General features: G+C 71.5%; 19 protein-coding genes and 1 riboswitch. Of the genes, 7 read left to right on the plus strand and 12 right to left on the minus strand.

All coding sequences use genetic code 11. From position 1 onward, the window contains the following. Positions 1-43: 43 nt before the first annotated feature. The 5 genes from H9I49_RS12940 to H9I49_RS12960 all read right to left on the minus strand — a co-directional run bounded on the left by H9I49_RS12940 (position 44) and on the right by H9I49_RS12960 (position 4,331). Complete coding sequence (locus H9I49_RS12940; RefSeq protein WP_188030782.1) at positions 44-727, minus strand: DsbA family protein; 684 nt, start codon at positions 725-727, stop codon at positions 44-46. A gap of 96 nt (positions 728-823) precedes the next feature. Next, positions 824-1,588, minus strand: coding sequence for a C40 family peptidase (locus H9I49_RS12945; protein WP_188030783.1), 765 nt, complete (start codon positions 1,586-1,588; stop codon positions 824-826). Between the two features lie 2 nt (positions 1,589-1,590). Next, positions 1,591-1,756, minus strand: a riboswitch (cyclic di-AMP (ydaO/yuaA leader). 207 nt (positions 1,757-1,963) lie between these two features. After that, entirely contained in the window at positions 1,964-2,659 is a 696-nt protein-coding gene (locus H9I49_RS12950) for a metal-dependent transcriptional regulator (RefSeq protein WP_188030784.1), read from the minus strand. Between the two features lie 28 nt (positions 2,660-2,687). After that, positions 2,688-3,914: an MFS transporter gene (locus H9I49_RS12955; protein WP_188030785.1), complete on the minus strand. Its 1,227-nt coding sequence runs from the start codon at positions 3,912-3,914 to the stop codon at positions 2,688-2,690. A gap of 78 nt (positions 3,915-3,992) precedes the next feature. Next, the gene (locus H9I49_RS12960; protein WP_188030786.1) at positions 3,993-4,331 is read right to left on the minus strand and encodes a hypothetical protein; all 339 of its coding nucleotides are present in this window, start codon (positions 4,329-4,331) and stop codon (positions 3,993-3,995) included. Between the two features lie 3 nt (positions 4,332-4,334). On the opposite strand from H9I49_RS12960, the gene H9I49_RS12965 reads away from it, so the two are divergent. After that, the gene (locus H9I49_RS12965; protein ID WP_188030787.1) at positions 4,335-5,525 is read left to right on the plus strand and encodes a hypothetical protein; all 1,191 of its coding nucleotides are present in this window, start codon (positions 4,335-4,337) and stop codon (positions 5,523-5,525) included. Then, positions 5,522-5,794, plus strand: coding sequence for a hypothetical protein (locus H9I49_RS12970; RefSeq protein ID WP_188030788.1), 273 nt, complete (start codon positions 5,522-5,524; stop codon positions 5,792-5,794). The genes H9I49_RS12965 and H9I49_RS12970 overlap by 4 nt, the downstream gene beginning before the upstream one ends. A gap of 199 nt (positions 5,795-5,993) precedes the next feature. Here the strand turns inward: H9I49_RS12970 and pdxH are convergent, their stop codons facing one another. Next, complete coding sequence (gene pdxH / locus H9I49_RS12975) at positions 5,994-6,698, minus strand: pyridoxamine 5'-phosphate oxidase (protein WP_188030789.1); 705 nt, start codon at positions 6,696-6,698, stop codon at positions 5,994-5,996. Positions 6,699-6,806: 108 nt separating this feature from the next. Between pdxH and H9I49_RS12980 the strand changes: the two genes are divergently transcribed. Next, positions 6,807-7,211: a hypothetical protein gene (locus H9I49_RS12980; protein WP_188030790.1), complete on the plus strand. Its 405-nt coding sequence runs from the start codon at positions 6,807-6,809 to the stop codon at positions 7,209-7,211. 15 nt (positions 7,212-7,226) lie between these two features. Here H9I49_RS12980 and H9I49_RS12985 read toward each other — a convergent pair whose 3' ends face one another. Further along, the gene (locus H9I49_RS12985; RefSeq protein ID WP_188030791.1) at positions 7,227-7,853 is read right to left on the minus strand and encodes a pentapeptide repeat-containing protein; all 627 of its coding nucleotides are present in this window, start codon (positions 7,851-7,853) and stop codon (positions 7,227-7,229) included. Positions 7,854-7,952: 99 nt separating this feature from the next. Between H9I49_RS12985 and H9I49_RS12990 the strand changes: the two genes are divergently transcribed. Both H9I49_RS12990 and H9I49_RS12995 read left to right on the plus strand, forming a co-directional pair. After that, positions 7,953-9,074 (plus strand): citrate synthase 2, encoded by a 1,122-nt coding sequence (locus H9I49_RS12990; protein WP_188030792.1) that lies wholly within the window; start codon positions 7,953-7,955, stop codon positions 9,072-9,074. Positions 9,075-9,170: 96 nt separating this feature from the next. Continuing rightward, on the plus strand, positions 9,171-11,174 hold the full coding sequence (locus H9I49_RS12995; RefSeq protein ID WP_188030793.1) for a PQQ-dependent sugar dehydrogenase: 2,004 nt from the start codon (positions 9,171-9,173) through the stop codon (positions 11,172-11,174). A gap of 110 nt (positions 11,175-11,284) precedes the next feature. On the opposite strand, the gene H9I49_RS13000 is transcribed toward H9I49_RS12995, so the two are convergent. Continuing rightward, the gene (locus H9I49_RS13000) at positions 11,285-12,172 is read right to left on the minus strand and encodes a DUF559 domain-containing protein (RefSeq protein WP_188030794.1); all 888 of its coding nucleotides are present in this window, start codon (positions 12,170-12,172) and stop codon (positions 11,285-11,287) included. A gap of 352 nt (positions 12,173-12,524) precedes the next feature. On the opposite strand from H9I49_RS13000, the gene serC reads away from it, so the two are divergent. Both serC and H9I49_RS13010 read left to right on the plus strand, forming a co-directional pair. Continuing rightward, positions 12,525-13,649 carry a phosphoserine transaminase gene (gene serC / locus H9I49_RS13005; RefSeq protein WP_188031213.1) on the plus strand — a complete coding sequence of 375 codons (1,125 nt, stop codon included), beginning with the start codon at positions 12,525-12,527 and terminating at the stop codon, positions 13,647-13,649. Between the two features lie 152 nt (positions 13,650-13,801). After that, positions 13,802-15,154: a lytic transglycosylase domain-containing protein gene (locus tag H9I49_RS13010; protein WP_188030795.1), complete on the plus strand. Its 1,353-nt coding sequence runs from the start codon at positions 13,802-13,804 to the stop codon at positions 15,152-15,154. Between the two features lie 94 nt (positions 15,155-15,248). Here the strand turns inward: H9I49_RS13010 and H9I49_RS13015 are convergent, their stop codons facing one another. From H9I49_RS13015 to H9I49_RS13030, 4 genes are all read right to left on the minus strand, one after another. Then, positions 15,249-15,782, minus strand: coding sequence for a ferritin (locus tag H9I49_RS13015; protein WP_188030796.1), 534 nt, complete (start codon positions 15,780-15,782; stop codon positions 15,249-15,251). 157 nt (positions 15,783-15,939) lie between these two features. Continuing rightward, positions 15,940-17,226 (minus strand): MFS transporter, encoded by a 1,287-nt coding sequence (locus tag H9I49_RS13020; RefSeq protein ID WP_188030797.1) that lies wholly within the window; start codon positions 17,224-17,226, stop codon positions 15,940-15,942. Beyond that, positions 17,223-17,672: a MarR family winged helix-turn-helix transcriptional regulator gene (locus H9I49_RS13025; protein WP_223128662.1), complete on the minus strand. Its 450-nt coding sequence runs from the start codon at positions 17,670-17,672 to the stop codon at positions 17,223-17,225. Before H9I49_RS13025 ends, H9I49_RS13020 begins: the two co-directional genes overlap by 4 nt. 151 nt (positions 17,673-17,823) lie before the next feature. Beyond that, positions 17,824-19,323, minus strand: a complete 1,500-nt coding sequence (locus tag H9I49_RS13030; RefSeq protein ID WP_188030798.1) for an NCS2 family permease — start codon at positions 19,321-19,323, stop codon at positions 17,824-17,826. Positions 19,324-19,338 lie beyond the last annotated feature (15 nt).

Genomic DNA, 19,338 nt, shown 5'->3' on the forward strand with positions numbered 1-19,338 from the left:
ACCGGGCGCTCCCGGTTGCTCCCCGGGCGCGTGGCGAGGCCGGTCAGGCGGTCTGGGTCGCGACCCCGCGCAGCAGCGCCAGGTAGTCCTCGACCGGGCGCGCACCCGACAGGGCGGCATACCCGTTGGCGACGACGAACGGTGTCGACGTGACGCCCATCGACCGCGCCCGCTGCTCGTCGGCTCGCACCTCGTCGGCGTAGACGTCGGAGGCGAGCACGGCGGAGACGCGCCGCTCGTCGAGGCCGCACTCGGCGGAGAGACGCTGGAGCACCTCGTGGTCGTCGATGGCGAGGCCCTCGCGGAAGTGGGCCGAGTGGAAGCGCTCCACGGCGGCGGACCGCAGCGCCGGGCCACCCATCTCGCCGCCGAGCACGCAGAGCCGGTGGGCGTCGAAGGTGTTGGCCCGCACGGCGCAGTCCCAGTCGAAGATGAGGTCGTCGGCCTCGGCGACCTCGCTCGCCGTCGCGTTCATGAGCCGGCCCGTCGCCCGGTCCGCGCCGTGCCGGGCGCCCACGTGCTCGTCGACGGGCACGCCCCCACCGACCGGGACGTCTGGGTCCAGCTCGAACGAGCGGAGCCGGACGCTGACGTGGTGGGGACGCTCGAACGCTGCGACGGCCGCCTCGATGCGCCGCTTCGCGGCCCATGAGTAGGGGCAGACCAGGTCGCTCCAGAGCTCGAGCTCGATGAGGGTCGTGGACTCGGCGGCAGGCTGCACGGTCATCACCTCAGTCAACCATGGACCGGTCTGGCCCCGGAAAGACGTTGCGCCCCCACCGGACTCGGTGGGGGCGCAACGGGAGGGTGCGGGAGCGAGCGCTCAGATGCGGCCGTACATCGACGGCGTGGTCCAGATGGAGTGGTTGCCGATCACGGTGCCGGTGCGCTGCGCGTCGATCATGCGGCCGGGGCTGACGTAGATGCCCACGTGGTAGATCGGCGAGCCGAAGAAGACGAGGTCGCCGGGGCGCGGGCTGCTGACCGGCGTCGAGGCCGCGGCCTGCGCCGACGCGGTGCGCGGGATCGAGATGCCGGCCTGGCGGTAGACGTAGGAAGTGAAGCCCGAGCAGTCGAAGCCCGACGGCGTCGTGCCGCCGTAGACGTACGGGACGCCGAAGAGTGACTGGGCGATGCCGATGATGCCGGTGGCGCTGGGGTCGGGGGCGACGTTGAGGGCGGTACGGCTCGCGGAGCGCGATGCGCGGTCGGACGCGGCCTCGCGCTCGGCGGCGGCCTCCTCGGCGGCCTTCTTCTCGGCGCGCTCGGTCTTGACCTTGATGTCCTCGATGACGACCGGCTTGACCGTCGCCGCCTTGAGAGCGGGCTTGGCGTAGCCGATGGCGGAGAGGGCGTTCGACGCCTTCAGGGTGCCGACCTGGGGGCCGACGACCGCCGGGCCTGCGACGGTGGAACCGTCTGCGGCGCTCGCCGGGCCGGCGAAGGTGGCCACGAGGCCACCCGAGGCCGCGACGATGGCGGCACCCTTCACGGCAGGCTGAGCAGACTCCTTGGCGATCGTCTTGAGCTCGGAGATCGCGTTGAATCGACCGGGGGCGCGGTGGCGCCCGGGAACGTTCTGAGCCACGTTTGACCTCTCGACGCCTACGAGGTGAGCTGTCGGGTTCGGGCTGGAGGTACTCGCCCGGCCTTCGCTCGGACCCGTTCGGGTCCACGGAGGGCTTCACCCCGAGGACGTCTCTCGACGCCCGGAGAAAGTGGTTCCCCCGCTCCTGCCATGCGGTTCGTACTGAGCCTCAGGTCGATGGCAGGACTAGGCGGTCCGACCCGGGGCACTCGCTCGACGGGGAGAGCAAGTGCGGCCAACCGTACCCAACCCCATGGTGCTTGTCACCTTGGGGTCCACCGAAGTCAAAGAATTTTCATCGACCGCGCACGAGGTGTGGCAAGGCATGCCAAGCGAACGCCCGGAGTGGGGCAAACCATGACGGACACGGCGTGTTCAGGCGGCCTGGCAGAAGACGTGGACGGCGACGTCCTGAGGCAGGGAGACACCCGTGGACGGCTCACTGCCCTCACGCACCGCCACGACGCGGCCGCCGTCACGCACGACCTCCACGCGAGCCCCGGGCACGACGCCTGCGCTCGTCAGCAGCGCGAGCGCCTCCGGGTCGACCTGCACGGGCTCGCCGATGCGGCGGATCGTGACCACCGCCGGCACGTCGCCGACCACTGCGCTCAGGGTGCTGAGGCCGCTGAGGAAGTCCTCGTCCTGGCTCACGCCGAGCTCGGCGAGACCCGGGATCGGGTTGCCGTAGGGCGACTCCAGGCCTTCGCCGATGAGGCCGAGGATCTTGCGCTCGACCTTCTCGGACATGACGTGCTCCCACCGGCACGCCTCGTCATGGGCGTACTCCCACTCGAGGCCGATGACGTCGACGAGCAGACGCTCGGCGAGGCGGTGCTTGCGCATGACGCGCGTGGCGAGCAGCCGCCCGTGGTCGGACAGCTCGAGGTGACGGTCACCGGAGACCGCGACGAGGCCGTCGCGCTCCATCCGGGCGACGGTCTGCGAGACCGTCGGACCGGAGTGGCCGAGACGCTCCGCGATGCGCGCGCGCAGAGGGACGATGCCCTCCTCCTCGAGCTCGTAGATCGTGCGCAGGTACATCTCGGTGGTGTCGATCAGGTCCGTCACGGTCATACCTTCTCAGAATCCTGGAGCGTCAGCGTCCGCTCGTCGCCGTGCCACGTGTGGGGTCGTGTCGTGGCACCCAGATGCGCAGCCATCCCGCCCCGACGAGCGCCCCCGCGCCGAGCACGACCGCGGAGGCGCCGAGGGACATGATGGTGCTCAGCCCTGACAACGCCAGGGGGCCCGCGGCCCTTCCCACGTCGGCGCAGAGGCGCCACCCACCGAGGAACTGCGTCCGGCCGTCGGCGGGGGACGCGTCCGCGCCCAGCGTCATGATCAGCCCTGCACCGAGCCCGTTGCCGACTCCGAGGACGGTCGCGGCCGCGGTCACCGCGACGAGGCTCGTCGCGAGCGGCAGCAGCGCCATGCCGAGGCCGAGCACCACCATGCTCGGCACGGCCGCGGCGACCCGGCCGTAACGGTCCATGAGCCAGCCTGACGGGTAGAACAGCGCCATGTCGATGGCGCCGGCCACGCCGAAGACGAGCGAGGTCTGCGCGGGCGAGAAGCCGACCGACTCAGCCCACAACGGCACGAGCGCCTCGCGGATGGCCCGCGCTCCCGCCACGCACATCGCGCCGGTGCCGAGCGTGAGCAGCACGTGCCTGTGCTGGATCAGGACCGACGCGACGCTGCGCGGCGCCCCCGCCGCCGCGAGCCGCTCGGCCGACCGGGTGACGTCGGGCGCGACGAGGACCAGCACGAAGGCGGCGATGCTCGCGACACCGCCCACGGCATACGCCGACTCCGTACCCCAGCGCGTGATGGCGAGCGAGCCGATGAACGGCCCGACGAAGTAGCCGATGCGGTGCACGCCGCCGAGCGTCGACAGGGCGCGGGCGCGCATCGGGACCGGCACCGCCTCGGTGAGGTACGCCTGTCGCGCGAGCCCGAAGAGCGAGCCGGCCAGGCCGATGACGAGCACCCCTGCGAACAGCACGGCGAGCCCGCCCGCGAGCGCCGCCACGAGCATGCCGACCGCCTCGACGACCGCCGCCACCAGCAGGGCCCGCCGCTCGCCGATGCGAGCCGCGAGAGCACCGGACGGGAGGTCGCCGAGGAGCTGGCCGAGTCCCATCATCCCGACGAGGAGGGCGGCCACCCCGACCGAGGCACCGAGCTCACGCGCCGAGATCGCGACGATCGGGGACACCGCGCCCGCGCCCGTCGAGCCCAGGAGCGTCGGGCCGTACGCCGAGAGCGCGATCGCGCGCAGACTGCCGGCCCGCTCGTCCCCGCCGCCCCGAGTATCGGTCACGCCACAGGACCCTAACGATTGGGTTTCTCGGCTGGCCCGGCCGACCGGGCGACGAAACCATGGGCGGATGGCAAGAACTCAGAGGACGAGCAGACCGAGGGCGGTGGAGGCGGCGTTGGCGGCGACGACTGCCAGGGCCAGCGTCACCGTGTCCTCGCGACCCCTGACGTGCCACCACCAGACGAGCAGCAGGGTCTCGACGGCGACCACGACCGTCTCGGCCCCGACGAGCTGCCACGGTGACCCGAAGCCGGCCGACACCGCATACAGCACAGGGTGGGTCACGGCGTTGACGCCGACCGCGCCGGCAACCGCGCGGCGCTTGCCCACCCACCTCGCCAGCCACGCGAAGGCGACGACCACCGGTACCTCGACCACCAGGGTCAGCGCCAGGGCCACGAGCGCGGCCGGGGTCACCGCGTGACCACGCAGACCCGGCCGCTCGGCACCAGCACCGACCCGGACATCGCCGCTCCGCGCTCGCGCGCCATCACGCTCCTCGTGCTCGGGACCGTCGCCGCGTCGCTCGCCGTCGCGCTCGGTTCTCCCATCGCGACGGCCGTCATCGGCCTCATCCTCTTCGGCATCCTGCACAACCTCCTCGAGATCCGCTACGTCGCGGGCCGCTTCTCCGGCGTGCTCGGCCGGCCGTTCCTCGACCTGCTCGTCGCGCTCATCACGGGCATCGTCGTGTGCCGGCTCCTCGTCGGAGTCCTCGGGCGACCGGCGCAGCTCGCCGAGATCCTCCTCGGCTACGGCGTTGTCGCCGCGGCGGCCTGGCACGGGCTCGACGGACGTCGGCGCGTCGCGGCCTGGGCCGTCGTGGGATCGGCGTCGGTCGTGTCGCTCGCCTTCCCGGCGTACCACTTCGTCGTGCTGACCCACCTGCACAACGTCGTCCCGCTGTTCTTCCTGTGGGAATGGTCGCGGCGCATCGTCTCGCGGCGGGGGCGGCAGGCCTTCCGCATCGTTCAGCTCCTGTGGGTCGTCGCCGTGCCGGCCGTCATCCTGCTCGGGCTGCTCGACGGGTCGCTCAACGCCGACCCGAGCCTCGTGCGCAGCGTCGTCGGTGACGGGCAGACGGTGCTGGCCTCGAGCGCCCCACCGGGTGCCGCGGCCACGGTCGTCGGCATGCGCTTCCTGACCGTCTTCGCGTTCATGCAGACGATGCACTACGTCGTCTGGGTCGCCCTCCTCCCCCGGGTCGCCCCCGATGCATCGGCGGCGTTCGAGGCTCGTGTGCCGTGGGTGACGGGCCCCAGGTTGTGGGCGATGGGCTTCATGGCGGCGGCCGTCTTCGCCGTCCTCTTCGGCGTCGACTTCGTCCAGGGCAAGGCGCTGTATGCCGCGCTGGCCAGCTACCACGCGTACCTCGAGCTACCCGTGCTGCTGGCCATGCTCGTCGGGGCGCGCGGTCTGGCCTCGGCGACGTCGGGCGGACCCGGCGACCTGACGGACGTCCCCGCGGACGTCCCCGCGGACGGCCCGGGCGGCGGAACGTCCGTAGGCCATCTCACGGCGGCACCGGTCGGCGCCGGGGCCGGCACGGGTCGCGGCCTCGGTCGGGACACTGCCGCAGCCGTCGCCCCTGAGGCGGAGGTCCATCCGTGACGTTCGCCGGCTCATTGCTCGTGCCCGCCGACGCTGCCGCACCGCCGGAACAGACGTGGGGACCGATGCTCGTCGTCGCACTCCTTGTCGTGGCCGTCGTCGCGCTCATCATCGGCTTCGGGCGGATCACGCGACGGCCCAGGTCCGGCGAGGACGTGCCCGGCCGCCCCGAGGCGTCGGCGTCCCCGCCCCCGGGTGCCGGCGACCCGGACGGCGAGACGACGACCGACGACCCGCTGCCCACGGATCCGCCGGAGGGCCGTCCGTAAAAAGGTCTTGCCGCCCGATTCGGGGGCGACGTACGGTCGAGTCGTCGAACAACGAAGGGAGGTGATCCGAGAAGTGATTTCTTCCGGAGCGTGTGAGGTGGCCACGCGATAGCCGCGTCCCCATCCACACCCATGGATGAAGCAGGGCAGTCCGACCTCGTCGGGCTGCCCTGTTCCCTGTCCGGGCGGCACCCGGTGCTCAGGGTTGGAGGCGCACCATCGTCCATGCGGTCTGGTCGGCGAGGTCGCCAGGCCCCTTGCGACGGAAGACGATCCGGTCATGGAGCCGGTTGCTGCGCCCCGCCCAGAACTCGACCTCGTGGCACACGATGCGCCACCCGCCCCAGAAGTCGGGGACGGGCACGTGGCCGCCGCTCTCCGTGTCGGGGAACCGCTCCAGCGCGGCCTGCCACCTGCGTTCCAGCTCGGCCCGGTCGGCGGCCGGCCGGGACTGGTCCGAGGCCCACGCCGACAGCCGGGAGCCGTAGGGGCGCGAGTCGAAGTACGCCTCGACCTCATCGCGGCCGATGAGCTCGGCGGTGCCACGGAAGCGGATCGCGCGGTAGATGGCGGGCCACGTCAACGAGGCCGCGATGTGGGGGTTCGCCTGCAGCTGCACGCTCTTCGCGGACTCGAGGTTGGTCACGAAGCCCGGCCCGCGCTCGTCGAAGAAGCGCATGAGGACGGTCCTCACGTCGGGTGCCCCGCTCGTGTCGACCGTCGCGACCGACATCGCGGTCGGCTCCGGCACGTCGAGGCGCTCGGCGGCGGCGGCGACTGCGGCGTCGACCCAGGCACTCGCCTGCAGGTACGGCGACGGGGCCACATCGGACTCGACGAGCCCGTCGCCGCGGTAGTCGACGCGGCGCACCACCGCGAGCCCGTCGTCGGGTGAGCTGTCCATGAGCCCAGACTAGGGTTGACGCGAGAAGGACCGCACGGGCGTCAGGCCACGGCGCGCGCGGACCCTGCGACGAGCCCCGGCACGCCCGGGGCTGTGAGGAGTCAGACGATGGCAGGCAAGGGCAAGCTCGTCACCCAGACCGTCAAGCTCGGCATCAAGTACGGCCCCCAGATCTGGGTGGCCACCCAGGCGCTGCGCGAGCCCGCGAAGCAGGCGGCGAACAAGGCGATCTCCAGCGAGCGGGCCCGGCGCCAGGCCATGGCCCACGCCACGTCGCTCGCCGACGGCAGCATCCTCAAGGTCTACCAGGGCGATGCCTCGCTCTGGGTGGTGTTCAGCGGCGACGAGCCGGTCGGCGTCCACCCGGAGACAGACCTGCCGCTCACGGCCCTCGTCGAGCGCGCCGACCTGACGAAGCGGATCCGTCCGCAGGACAAGGTGAAGGCCACCGACCGCGCCAAGGACGCCGCGACCGCTGCCCTGCGCCGGGGCAAGCCCAACCAGATCAACTGACACGCTGCGCAGACGTCAGTCGGCGATCGCGATCCCCAGCTCGGTGGCGAACGCGTCGGCGAGGTCGATGACCTGGTGGCGGCTGAGCGTCGCGCCCCTGAGCCCGGCCAGCCCGACCGGCGAGCGCAGCGTCGCCCCGGAGAGGTCAAGCGCGGCATACGTCCCGCGTCCGAAGGACGGCTGGACCAGCGTGCAGCCCTCGAAGGTCAGCCCTTCGACCGTCGCCTCCTGCAGGTCGAGCTCGGTGACGACGCAGTCGACGAAGGCGACGTCCTTGAGCTTCGCCCCCCGCAGGTTGAGGAAGTCGACCTTGCCGCCGCGCACCGTGACGTCGCGCCACGTCGAGCCCCAGGCCGAGACGGCAGCGAGCCGGCACCCCTCGAAGGTGGTGTCGGCGAGGCTTGCCTCGACGAGCGTCAGGCCGACACCGCCCACCCGCACCCACTCGGACTCGGACCACCGCGAGCCCTCGAGGTGCGCCTCGTCGAGCGTGCTGCCGACGAGCGAGCACTCGAGGAACGTGTGGCCCTCCGCGCGAGCCCGGGTGAAGTCGGTGCCGTCGAAGCGGACGGCGTCGTGGTAGTCGTCCCGCGTGGCGAACACCGCATCACGAAACTTGATCTGGTCGGCGGGTGACGGCATACGGTGAGTCTGGCAGCCACGACCGACGAGCCACCGCTCCCGGTCGCCGGCTGCCGGCCTCCACACCGCGGTGGTACCGCCTGCACAGCAAGGACCGACATGGCAGACAGCACGCCCGACCCTGACTTCAAGCCCGGACTCGAAGGCGTCATCGCCTTCGAGTCCACCATTGCAGAGCCGGACAAGGAGGGCGGGGCGCTGCGCTATCGCGGCGTCGACATCGACGACCTCGTCGGCCACGTCGACTTCGGCCACGTCTGGGGACTGCTCGTCGACAACGAGTTCGACCCCGGCCTGCCGCCCGCCGAGCCCTACCCGCTGCCGGTCCACACCGGCGACGTGCGCGTCGACGTCCAGTCCGCGCTCGCGATGCTCGCCCCCGTCTGGGGGTTCAGGCCGACGCTCGACATCGATGCAGACGAGGTACGCGACAACCTCGCCCGGGCGGCCGTCATGGCGCTCTCGTTCGTCGGCCAGTCGGCGCGCGGCCTCGACAAGCCGATGGTCCCGCAGCGCGAGGTCGACAAGGCGCGCACCATCACCGAGCGGTTCATGATCCGCTGGCGGGGCGAGCCCGACCCGCGGCACGTCGAGGCCGTCGACGCGTACTGGGTCTCTGCTGCCGAGCACGGGATGAACGCCTCCACCTTCACGGCGCGCGTCATCACCTCGACCGGCGCCGACGTGGCGGCCGCCCTCTCCGGCGCGGTCGGTGCGATGTCCGGCCCGCTCCACGGCGGCGCGCCCTCGCGCGTGCTGCACATGCTCGACGGCGTCGAGCAGCTCGGCGACGCCACGGCATACGTCAAGGGTGTCCTCGACAAGGGCGACCGGCTCATGGGCTTCGGCCACCGCGTCTACCGCGCCGAGGACCCGCGCGCCCGCGTGCTCCGCTCGACCTGCGAACGCCTCGGCGCCCCGCGGTACGAGGCTGCCGCGGCGCTCGAGCAGGCCGCCCTGGACGAGCTGCACGCCCGACGACCCGACCGCGTGCTCGCGACGAACGTCGAGTTCTGGGCTGCCGTCATCCTCGACTTCGCCGAGGTGCCGCCGTCGATGTTCACGCCGATGTTCACATGTGCACGCACGGCCGGCTGGTCGGCGCACATCCTGGAGCAGAAGCTGACCGGTCGGCTCATCCGTCCCTCGTCGCGCTACGTCGGTGCGGGTGAGCGCCGTCCCGAGGACGTCGCCGGCTGGACGCCGGACATCGGCCGCTGACCGTCCCCGCCTGCCCGCTGCTTCGACGAGCGGGCTGGCGTCCTCGCGCGTAGCCTCGCGACAGGAGTCACGAGGTCACTGAGTCGGGGAGACACGATGGTGCGGCGACTGCGAGTCCGAGGTTCGATCGCGCTGGCGGGCACGCTGCTCGCCGGAGCCGCGCTGGTCGCCCCGCACCCGCCGGCGGCCGAGGCCGCCCCCACGCTGCAGGTCACCACGGTCGTGTCCGGCCTCAGCTACCCGTGGGACATCACGTGGGTCGGCGACCTCATGCTCTACGACCTGCGTGGCGGGCAGGTGTGGAGCAAGCGCGGCGGCAACGCTCCCCGACGCGTCAGCATCTCCGGGTTCCCGGCGATCTACGTCAACAGCGAGGGAGGCCTGCTCGGTCTCGTCGCCGACCCCGCGGCATCGACGAACAAGCGCTTCTACACGTGCCAGTCGGTCCGCAGCTCGTCGGGCGGCGCCCTCGACGTACGAGTCCTGCGCTGGCGGCTGACGAGCGACACGAGCGCCGTGTCGGACGGCGCGCCAGTCGTCACCGGCCTGCCGATCACGACCGGGCGCCACTCCGGCTGCCGACTGCGGTTCGGCACCGACGGCAAGCTCTACGTCGGTACCGGCGACGCCGCGGTCGGCACCAACCCGCAGAACCTCGGATCGCTCGGCGGCAAGGTGCTCCGGGTCGGCTGGAACGGCACCATCCCCACCGACAACCCGTTCTACTCGCGCGGCGGCAACGCCCGCTACGTGTGGCAGTACGGCCACCGCAACATCCAGGGGCTCGCGCTGCGACCCGGCACGAGCGAGCTGTGGACCGCCGAGCACGGCACCAGCCGCGACGACGAGGTCAACCTCTCGCTGCGCGGCGCCAACTACGGCTGGGACCCCGTGCCCGGCTACGACGAGTCGACCCCGATGACCGACCTGTCGAAGTTCCCGTCGGCCCGGGTGGCGATGTGGTCGTCGGGCTATCCGACCGTCGCGACGAGCGGTACGACGTTCCTGCGCGGGTCGGCGTGGGGTGAGTGGCAGGGCGCCCTGGCCGTCGGCCTGCTCAAGGGCGAGGGCATCTACCTCATGCGGTTCAACCCGTCGCCGACGACGACCCGCGTGGCGTCGGTGACACGGCTCGCGGCCGCCCAGGGCTACGGCCGCATCCGGGCCGTGCAGCTCGGACCCGACGGGTCCCTCTACTTCACGACCTCCAACGGCAGCAACGACAAGATCGTGCGCATCCGGCCCACCGCCTCCGTGCCGAGCAGGTCGGGAGGCAGCCTCATCTCGCCGGTCGGCGTCACCGCGGCGCGCACGGGCACGCAGGTGGTGACCTTCGCCCGCGGCACCGGCGACGCCGTCTCGTTCCGTCGCAGCACCAACGACGGCTCCTCCTGGGGCGCCTGGACGTCTGCCGGTGTCACCTCGACCGACGCGCCCTCGGCGACGAGCTCGCGCCCGGGCCGCGTCGACCTCTTCACCCGCAACGCGTCACGCCAGCTCGTCCACACGTGGTTCCAGGACGGCATACGCAAGGGGTCGGCCAACCTCGGCGGCACCGTCATCGCCCAGCACGGCGCGTCGCTCGGCAACGGGACGATCGACGTGTTCGCCGTGGCCAGCACCGGCTCGGCCTGGCGCAAGCACTTCAACGGCACGAGCTGGAGCGGCTGGGTGTCCGCGGGTGGGGTCTTCACCTCAGGACTGTCCGCGTCGGCGAAGGCGGCCAACGGCACGATCCTCGTGACCGGGCGCGGCACGAACGGAGCGACGTACGAGCGCGTCTTCACCCCGAGCGGGGCGAGCACCGGTTGGGTGCGGCGCTACGACAACCTCGCGGCATGGTCCGACCGAGCGCTGGGAGACACGTGGCCGGGGCGGGCGCTCGTGGCGGTGGGCAACGGGGTCGACCGGCACGCGGTCCTCCAGCGCGGCAGCACCCTGACCGGGCTGGCGCCGGTCTTCACCTCGGCACCCGACGTCGTGACCCGGGCCGACGGCACGTTCCTGCTCTTCGGACGGGGCGCCGACGGGCACCTCTGGGTCTACAGCGGCAGGCCCGGCGCATACACCAGCACGTCCCTCGGCGGCACCGTCCGTTGACCGCCACCGTCACTCGTCGCCGCACCCCTTCGTCGTCGACGCACCTCCTGCAGCGGGTGTAGCCACGACCGGAGGTATGCCGGGCTGCTGGGCCTGCCGGCCGCGCGGGCTCAACCGGCACGCCTGCTCAGGGCCACCGCCTCGTTGATCCGGCGAGCGATGCGGTCGGGATGGCGCAGGTCCGCCCACACGAACCGCACCACGACCCAGCCCTCACGGCGCAGGGCGTCCTCCCGCCGCTTCTCGTCGAAGAGCGCCCGCGAGCCGTCGTACTTGACCTCTCCGTCGAACTCCACGAGGACCCGCGTGCCGTCCACTGCGAAGTCCGCTCGGAAGATGCCCGAGTCCGTGCTCACGCGGGCCTGCGGCGTGAAGGCGATGCCGAGCAGCCGCAACGCGTGCGCCAGCAGCGACTCACCGACGGACTCGATCCGCCCGTCCGCGTGGGCCAGCACTGCCCGCACCTGCGCGACGCCCGGGCGCCCGTCGAACGCGACAACCGCCGTCGACAGCTCATCCGATGTGACCATCGTGCGGTGCAGCGCGGCATCGGCGGCGACCAGGGCGGTCAGCGGCGAGCCGACGAGCCCGGCCTGGACGATGGCGATCGCAGTCGGGACACGGTCTCCGTCCGGCAGGCCGCCGACCGCCCGCGAGACGTGCAGCCCCCGCGAGCTCTTGTCGGACAGCCGGGTGCGATGGGTCAGATGCACGACCTCGAGGCCCGCGGCGTACGTCGGCAGTCCCTGCAGGACGAGGCAGCTGTGGTGGCTGACGACCGCGCGCCCACCCAGGCGGCGGAAGGCGGCCAGAGTGCGGAGTGCATGCAGGTCACGCTCGTCACGAGGGATCCGCGTGCTGTAGTAGCCGCGCAGGAGTGGCACGAGCGACCCGGCGGCCACCAGGCGAGCGAGGCCGTCGCCGCTCACTCCCCACCGCCGGGCGTCCGCGGCGGCAAGCACGTCGTCTCGGGCGATCGAGTCAAGATCGAGATCCATGGTCCGAGCCTGATGCAGAGAGCCACCAAGCGGGCCCGGTCCGTGCGTCGCTGTGGACAGCTGCCACACGGCCCAGACCCCTGTGGACGCTGCTGCACCCCGGCGACACCGCTGCACCCTCTGCAGCAGGTACGACGCCGACCAAGGGGGGCGACGGGGAGAGGCGCGCGGCATACCCGCCTCTTGGGACGACCTGCCCGGGCGTCCATACATCGAGCATGCGCGTCCGAGGCGTGGGCAGCTGCGGTTCAATGGACGCGGTGACAACGGCGTCATCCGCCCTCAACACGTCCGCCACACGCTCGCAACGTGGCCGCATTCCCAAGGTGAATCCGTGACCGAAGCACCCGCCGTGACCCAGCCCATCACCATCCCGGCCGAGCTCCTTCCGGCCGACGGACGGTTCGGCTCCGGCCCCTCGAAGGTCCGCCCCGAGCAACTCGAGTACCTCAGCTCCCTCGGACGCACCGTGCTGGGCACCTCGCACCGCCAGGCACCGGTCAAGAACCTCGTCGGCGAGGTCCGCTCGGGCCTGCGCGACCTGTTCAGCCTCCCCGAGGGCTACGAGATCATCCTCGGCAACGGCGGTTCCACCGCGTTCTGGGACATCGCCGCCTTCGGGCTGGTGCGCGAGCGCTCGCAGCACCTCGCGTTCGGTGAGTTCTCGAGCAAGTTCGGCAACGTCACGAAGGCGGCCCCGTTCCTCGGCGACCCCACGATCGTCAAGGCCGACCCCGGCACGCTCGCGACGCCGCACGCCGAGGCCGGGGTCGACGTCTACGCGTGGCCGCACAACGAGACCTCGACCGGTGTCATGGCTCCGGTCAAGCGGGTCGAGGGTGCCGACGCCGACGCGCTCGTCCTCGTCGACGCGACCTCGGGCGCGGGCGGCCTTCCCGTCGACATCACCGAGGCCGACGTCTACTACTTCGCGCCGCAGAAGTGCTTCGCCTCCGACGGTGGCCTCTGGCTCGCCGCCTTCTCCCCCGCGGCGCTCGCCCGCGTCGAGGAGATCGCCGCCACGGGCCGCTGGGTGCCCGACTTCTTCAGCCTGCCGACGGCCATCGACAACTCGCTGAAGAACCAGACGTACAACACGCCGGCCGTCAGCACGCTCGCGCTGCTCAACGCCCAGCTGCGGTGGATCAACGGCAACGGCGGCCTCGACTGGGCGACCGCCCGCACGAAGGACTCGTCGACCCGCCTCTACACCTGGGCCGAGCAGACCGAGTACACAACCCCTTACGTCCTCGACCCGGCCGCCCGCTCGCAGGTCGTCGGCACCATCGACCTCGACGACTCCATCGACGCAGCGGAGGTCGCCAAGACCCTGCGCGCCAACGGCGTCGTCGACGTCGAGCCGTACCGAAAGCTCGGCCGCAACCAGCTGCGCGTCGCGATGTTCCCGGCCGTCGACCCCGAGGACGTCACGAAGCTGACGCAGGCCATCGACCACGTGGTCTCCGCCCTGCGCTGAGTCCCCGCGCAGGTCCCGAGAGGGCCGGCTCCCGGATGCCGGGTGCCGGCCCTCTCGCGTGTCCTCGCCCCCGGGTGCGTGACCTTTCGCGGGCGAGCGTCGTTGACCCCGGAAGACCGCCAATGGGGGCGGCAGTCGTTCGAGGAGTCACCATGGTCCGCATCGTCCGCGCACGCACCACCGCGCGCCGGGTCGCTGCCGCCCTGCCCGTCATCGCCCTGGCGAGCGCCGGCATCGCGTTCGCCGCCACGCGGGGGCCCGACGCGGTCACGCCGACGTCGATCACGGTGCCCGACGCGGCGATCCAGGAGGGCAGCCCCCTCTACCCGCAGGCCGGTCCCGCACCCGCCCCGATGCAGCTGCCCCCGATCTACCAGACCTTCACGCCCGACTACGCGCGCGTCGACGTGCCCGCCGAGGCCCGAGGCGCCGTGACGGCCATCAGCGGGTTCGCGCCCGTGCGGCTCGACGCCAACGGCATTCCCTCGGTCGCCGTCGCGGCCTACCAGCGTGCTGCCGGCGTCCTCGGCAGGGTCAAGCCGGGCTGCGGTGTCGACTGGGCGCTGCTCGGTGCGATCGGCCGGGTCGAGAGCAACCACGCGCGCTTCGGCGGCAACGTCCTCGACGCCGGCGGTATCGCCCGGCCCGGCATCATCGGCATCCCGCTCGACGGCTCGCGTGGCACGGCCCGGATCACCGACACGGACGACGGCACCCTCGACCGCGACTCGGTGTTCGACCGCGCCGTCGGCCCGATGCAGTTCATCCCGACGTCCTGGCAGCTGGCCGGCCGTGACGGCGACGGCGACGGTGTCGCCAACCCGCAGAGCCTCACCGACGCCGTCACGGGCGCCGGCGTGCTGCTGTGCTCCGGCGGCACGGACCTGCGCCGGCCGGGCGCGGCATACCGTGCCGTGCTGCGCTACAACCACTCCGACTCGTACGTCCGCACGGTCCTGTCGATCGCCGACGCCTACCGCCGCGGCGTCACGGTCGTCCCCATGAACGCGATCCCCGCCGCCCGCCCCGCAGCCGGGAGCGGCTCGGCCACCCCCGAGGGCTCGGGGTTCGCGTATGCCGGCTCGCCGGCTCCCCGTCCGACGGCTTCGCCGAGCGCACGCCCCACACCGAGCTCCTCGGCGAAGCCGTCACACTCACCGTCAGCCAGGCCCGAGCCGTCCTCGTCGCCGAGGCCGTCGGGCGAGCCGAAGCCGGCACCCGAACCGTCACCGACGAAGCGCTCCCCCGGCATCACCGTGCCGCTGCCCTCGGTGCCCGGCGTGCCGCTGCCCTCGGTGACGGTACCGGTCCCGGTGCCGCCGGCGCCGATCCCGTCACCGACGGTGCCCGAGGAGATCGTCCGGCTGCTCGCCCTGCCGCACCTGCCGCTCCTGCCCGGCGACCCGAAGGACCTCGTCCGCGTGCTCGACCCTCGGACCGCGAAGCTGGTCTGCGTCCTCGACGAGAAGGTCGTCACGTGCCCCACGGGTGGCGTGCTCGGCTGACCTCCCCCACCGAGGCCGAGCAGCACCCCTGCGAAAGCGGGAGCGGCCGCCCCGTCCCGGGCGGCCGCTTCCGTCGTCTGCGGGCTGGTCGGCGTCAGGCGCCGGCGCCGGCGATCGGCGGGGCCGAGGAGTCGTCAGCCGCGCTGCCGCCGCCCTCGCGCCGGAGGTACTCCTCGATGGTCTCCAGGTCGTCGCGGTTGCGCTCGACGATGGTCAGCAGGTCCGACATCGAGCTGACCTCCTCGACCTGCTCCTTGATGAACCACTGCATGAACTGGTCGGACGCGAAGTCGTGCTCGTCGCGGGCCACGGCCGTCAGGGCGTTGACCTGGTCGCTCACCCGCTTCTCCTGGGCGAGCGCGAGCTTCACCGGCTCGACGACGTCGGAGAACGAGTTCGTCGGCGCGCCGACGCCGGGGACCGCCACGGTCGAGTCGGTGTCGAGGAGGTACTGCACCATCATCATCGCGTGGTCGCGCTCCTCGAGCGCCTGACGGTAGAAGAGCGCCGCCATCTGCGGCATCGTCAGGGTGTCGTAGTAGACCGCGATCGCGACGTACTGCTGGTGGGCAGCGAACTCGTGGCCGATCTGCTCGTTGAGCAGGTCGACGAACTTCTGGGCAGCCATGATGGCTCCTCCGCACTGGCTTCGACGGGGTGGGCGGGTCCCATCCTAGGGACCCGGCCGCGCCCGCCCGGTCAGCGGTTCACGATCGCAGCGATGACCGCGATCGCGATGAAGAGCACGAGCGCGGCGAGCGTGATGGCATGTCGGAACTTGAAGCTCACTTCGTCACCTCGGGGGCCGTCGGGACCTCCGAGGCGAGCTGGATGCGGAGCCGGGGTCGCGCTTGCGTCTGGAAGGTCACCGCGACATTCTGCCGACGCGCGACCCACAGGGCGACCGCGACCAGGCTCAGGCCGACTGCGACGGTGCCGATGCCGATGGTCCAGCGAGGTCCCCAGACGTCGCCGATCCAGCCGATCACCGGCGCACCCACCGGGGTGCCACCCATGAAGATGGCCATGTAGAGCGCCATGACGCGGCCGCGCATGACCGGGTCCACGCTCACCTGCACCATGGCGTTGGCCGTCGTGAGGGCGGTGAGCGCGGCCAGGCCGGTGGGCACGAGCAGGACCGCGAAGAGCACGTAGCTCGGCGCGATCGACAGGAAGGCGGTCGAGACCGTGAAGCCGAGGAGCGCGAGCAGCAGGACGCGAAGGCGTGGACGCGCCCGGCGGGCCGAGAGCAGCGCCGCCGTGAGCGAGCCGACGGCCATGACGGAGCCGAGCAGGCCGTACTCCCCCGCGCCCTTGTCGAAGACCTTCGTGGCCATGAGCGCCATCGTCAGCTGGAAGTTCATGCCGAAGGTGCCGAGCACGAAGACGAGCGCCATGACGAGGATGAGGTCGGGGCGACCCTTGACGTAGCGCAGGCCCGCCCGGATCTGTCCCTTGCCTCGCGCCCTCGGTGACGGGGTGAGCAGGGCGGTGTTCATCCGCAGGAGCGCGGCGAGCACGAAGACGAACGTCGCGGCGTTGGCGTAGAGCGCCGGAGCGATGCCGAACCAGGCGATGACGAGGCCGGCGACGCCCGGGCCGACGAGGCGGCCGAGGTTGAACGACGCGCTGTTGAGCGCGACGGCGTTGGGCAGGTGCTCGGTGTCGACCATCTCCGAGACGAACGTCTGGCGTGCGGGGTTGTCGACGGCGGTCGCGACACCCTGGATGAACGCGAGCGCGTAGACGTGCCAGAGCTGCACGACCTCAGTCGCGGTGAGGACCGCGAGAAGTAGCGCCGTGACGAGCAGGGCGGTCTGGGTCAGGAAGAGGATGCGACGCTTGGGGAAGCGGTCGACGAGCATCCCCGCGAAGGGCGCGAGGACGAGGAACGGGAGGAACTGGAGTCCTGTGACGATCCCGAGCGCGGTCGCCGAGTGGTCGGTGAGGACGGTGAGCACGAGCCAGTCCTGGGCGACCCGGCCCATCCACGTGCCGACGTTGGAGACGATCGCGCCGGAGGCGTAGATGCGGTAGTTCGGGATGGAGAGGGAGTGGAAGGTGGGGCTCATTCGCTGGCCACCTTGGCCAGCACGTCGGCCGCGCGCTGCAGCAGCTCCCGCTCCTCGTCCGTGAGGTGCTCGAAGCGCGAGAGCATCCACTCGTCGCGGTGCCGGCGGATGCGGCGCAGCGCCTTGCGCCCTTCGGGCGTGAGCGACAGGATCACCTGCCGCCCGTCGGTCGGGTCGTCGGCGCGGGCGACGTAGCCGCGCTCGACGAGGGCGCTCGTCGTTCGCTTCATGCTCGGCGCCGACACGCGCTCGATGTCGGCGAGCTCGCTGTTGGTGCGCGTGGTGTCCTCGAGGCGGGCCAGCACCGAGAAGTGGTGCGGCGGCAGCTCGCGGTCGGACTCGAAGCGGACGCGGCGCGAGATGCGCATGCACGCGAGGCGGATGTCGTTGGAGAGCGAGACGAGCTCAGCCCTCGAGAGGGAGGCGATCTGGGTCTTGGTACGCAAGGTGGTCCTCGGAAGTACAGTCTGGTGATGCTTAGCCTAACTCATTACCTCGGCTAACCATTCCCCCATTTCGCGTTGGACCTCTGGGTACGCGTGAAGGCCCCCTCCCCAGCGGGAGGGGGCCTTCACGGCATACGACGTCGGGGTTGTCTCAGGTGAGGACCGACTCCAGCGGGGTCTTGAGGAAGTACACGACGAAGAATGCCGCCACGACCCACAGCAGCGGGTGGACCTGGCGCGCGTGACCCTTCGCCACCTTGACGAGCACCCAGGCGATGAACCCCGCGCCGATGCCGACGGTGATGTTGTAGGTGAACGGCATGAGCACGATCGTGAGGAAGGCCGGCAGCGCAACCTCCATGTCGTCCCACTCGATGTTCTTGACCTGGGTCATCATCAGGAAGCCGACGACGACCAGTGCCGGTGCTGCGGCCTCGGAGGGCACGACCGCGAAGAGCGGGGCGAGGAACGTCGCGAGCAGGAAGAGCACACCGGTCACGATCGAGGCGAGCCCCGTTCGGGCCCCTTCCTCGACACCCGCCGCTGACTCGATGTAGGACGTGTTGCTGCTGACGCCGCCGGCGCCACCCGCGATCGCGGCGACCGAGTCGACGACGAGGATGCGGTCGGTGTGCGGCGGGTTGCCCTGGGCGTCGAGGAGCCTGGCCTCGGTGCCGATGGCGACGACGGTGCCCATTGTGTCGAAGAAGTCGGCGAGGAGCAGCGAGAAGACGAACATGGCGGCCGTGACGAGGCCGAGCTTCTCGAACGAGCCGAGCAGGCTGAACTGGCCGAGGATGCCGAGGTCCGGGGTGTTCGTGATCGACGGCGGGAGCGCGGGAACGGTGAGCTGCCAGGTGTCGGGGTTGGTGAGAGCGCCCTTGTCGTCGTACACACGCGGGCCGAGCTCGAAGATCGCCTCGAGGACCATGGCGAGCGCTGTCGCCGCGACGATGCCGATGAGGATCGCGCCCTTGACCTTGCGGATGAGCAGCACGGCGATGAGGAAGACGCCGACGACGAAGACCAGCGTCGGCCAGCCGTTGAGGCTGCCGCCGATGCCGAGCTCGCTCGGGACGGCGCCCGGCGTCGTGGGGCGGCGCGCGAAGCCCGCGTCGATGAGGCCGATGTAGGCGATGAAGAGGCCGATGCCCACCGAGATCGCGACCTTGAGCGGCGCCGGAATCGCTCTGAAGACGGCCTTGCGGAAGCCGGTCAGCACGAGCACGAGGATGATGACGCCCTCGATGACGACCAGGCCCATGAGGTCGGCGTACGTGATCTTGTCGGCCGCGTGGGTGATCACCATGCCGGTGATCAGGCCGTTGATGCCCAGGCCGGCCGCCAGGGCGATCGGGAAGTTCGCGAAGAGCCCCATCGCGATGGACATGACGCCCGCGATGACGGCCGTGCCGACCGCGACGAGCAGCTTGCTGTGGATCAGGTCGGTCGTGCCGCCGATCATCGTGCCCGAGCCGTCGACGACACCGGACAGGATGATCGGGTTGAGGACCACGATGTAGACCATCGTGAAGAACGTGACGAAGCCGCCCCGGACCTCCCGCGCGAGGGTCGACCCGCGCTCGGTGATCTTGAAGAAGCGGTCCAGCCCGGCCGCGGCCGCCGGACGAGTGCGCGTATCGGTGGACATGGCGCACACCCTAGT

The organism is Terrabacter sp. MAHUQ-38 (assembly GCF_014518425.1).
GTDB lineage: Bacteria > Actinomycetota > Actinomycetes > Actinomycetales > Dermatophilaceae > Terrabacter.

Excerpts from the sequence above, each read along its gene's own strand:
- H9I49_RS13030 (WP_188030798.1), bottom strand. The coding sequence starts at position 19,323 with ATGTCCACCGATACGCGCACTCGTCCGGCGGCCGCGGCCGGGCTGGAC.
- H9I49_RS12980 (WP_188030790.1), top strand. The coding sequence starts at position 6,807 with ATGGCAGGCAAGGGCAAGCTCGTCACCCAGACCGTCAAGCTCGGCATC.
- H9I49_RS12990 (WP_188030792.1), top strand. The coding sequence starts at position 7,953 with ATGGCAGACAGCACGCCCGACCCTGACTTCAAGCCCGGACTCGAAGGC.
- H9I49_RS12995 (WP_188030793.1), top strand. The coding sequence starts at position 9,171 with ATGGTGCGGCGACTGCGAGTCCGAGGTTCGATCGCGCTGGCGGGCACG.
- H9I49_RS13010 (WP_188030795.1), top strand. The coding sequence starts at position 13,802 with ATGGTCCGCATCGTCCGCGCACGCACCACCGCGCGCCGGGTCGCTGCC.
- H9I49_RS12940 (WP_188030782.1), bottom strand. The coding sequence starts at position 727 with ATGACCGTGCAGCCTGCCGCCGAGTCCACGACCCTCATCGAGCTCGAG.
- H9I49_RS13015 (WP_188030796.1), bottom strand. The coding sequence starts at position 15,782 with ATGGCTGCCCAGAAGTTCGTCGACCTGCTCAACGAGCAGATCGGCCAC.
- H9I49_RS12985 (WP_188030791.1), bottom strand. The coding sequence starts at position 7,853 with ATGCCGTCACCCGCCGACCAGATCAAGTTTCGTGATGCGGTGTTCGCC.
- pdxH (WP_188030789.1), bottom strand. The coding sequence starts at position 6,698 with ATGGACAGCTCACCCGACGACGGGCTCGCGGTGGTGCGCCGCGTCGAC.
- H9I49_RS13000 (WP_188030794.1), bottom strand. The coding sequence starts at position 12,172 with ATGGATCTCGATCTTGACTCGATCGCCCGAGACGACGTGCTTGCCGCC.
- H9I49_RS13020 (WP_188030797.1), bottom strand. The coding sequence starts at position 17,226 with ATGAGCCCCACCTTCCACTCCCTCTCCATCCCGAACTACCGCATCTAC.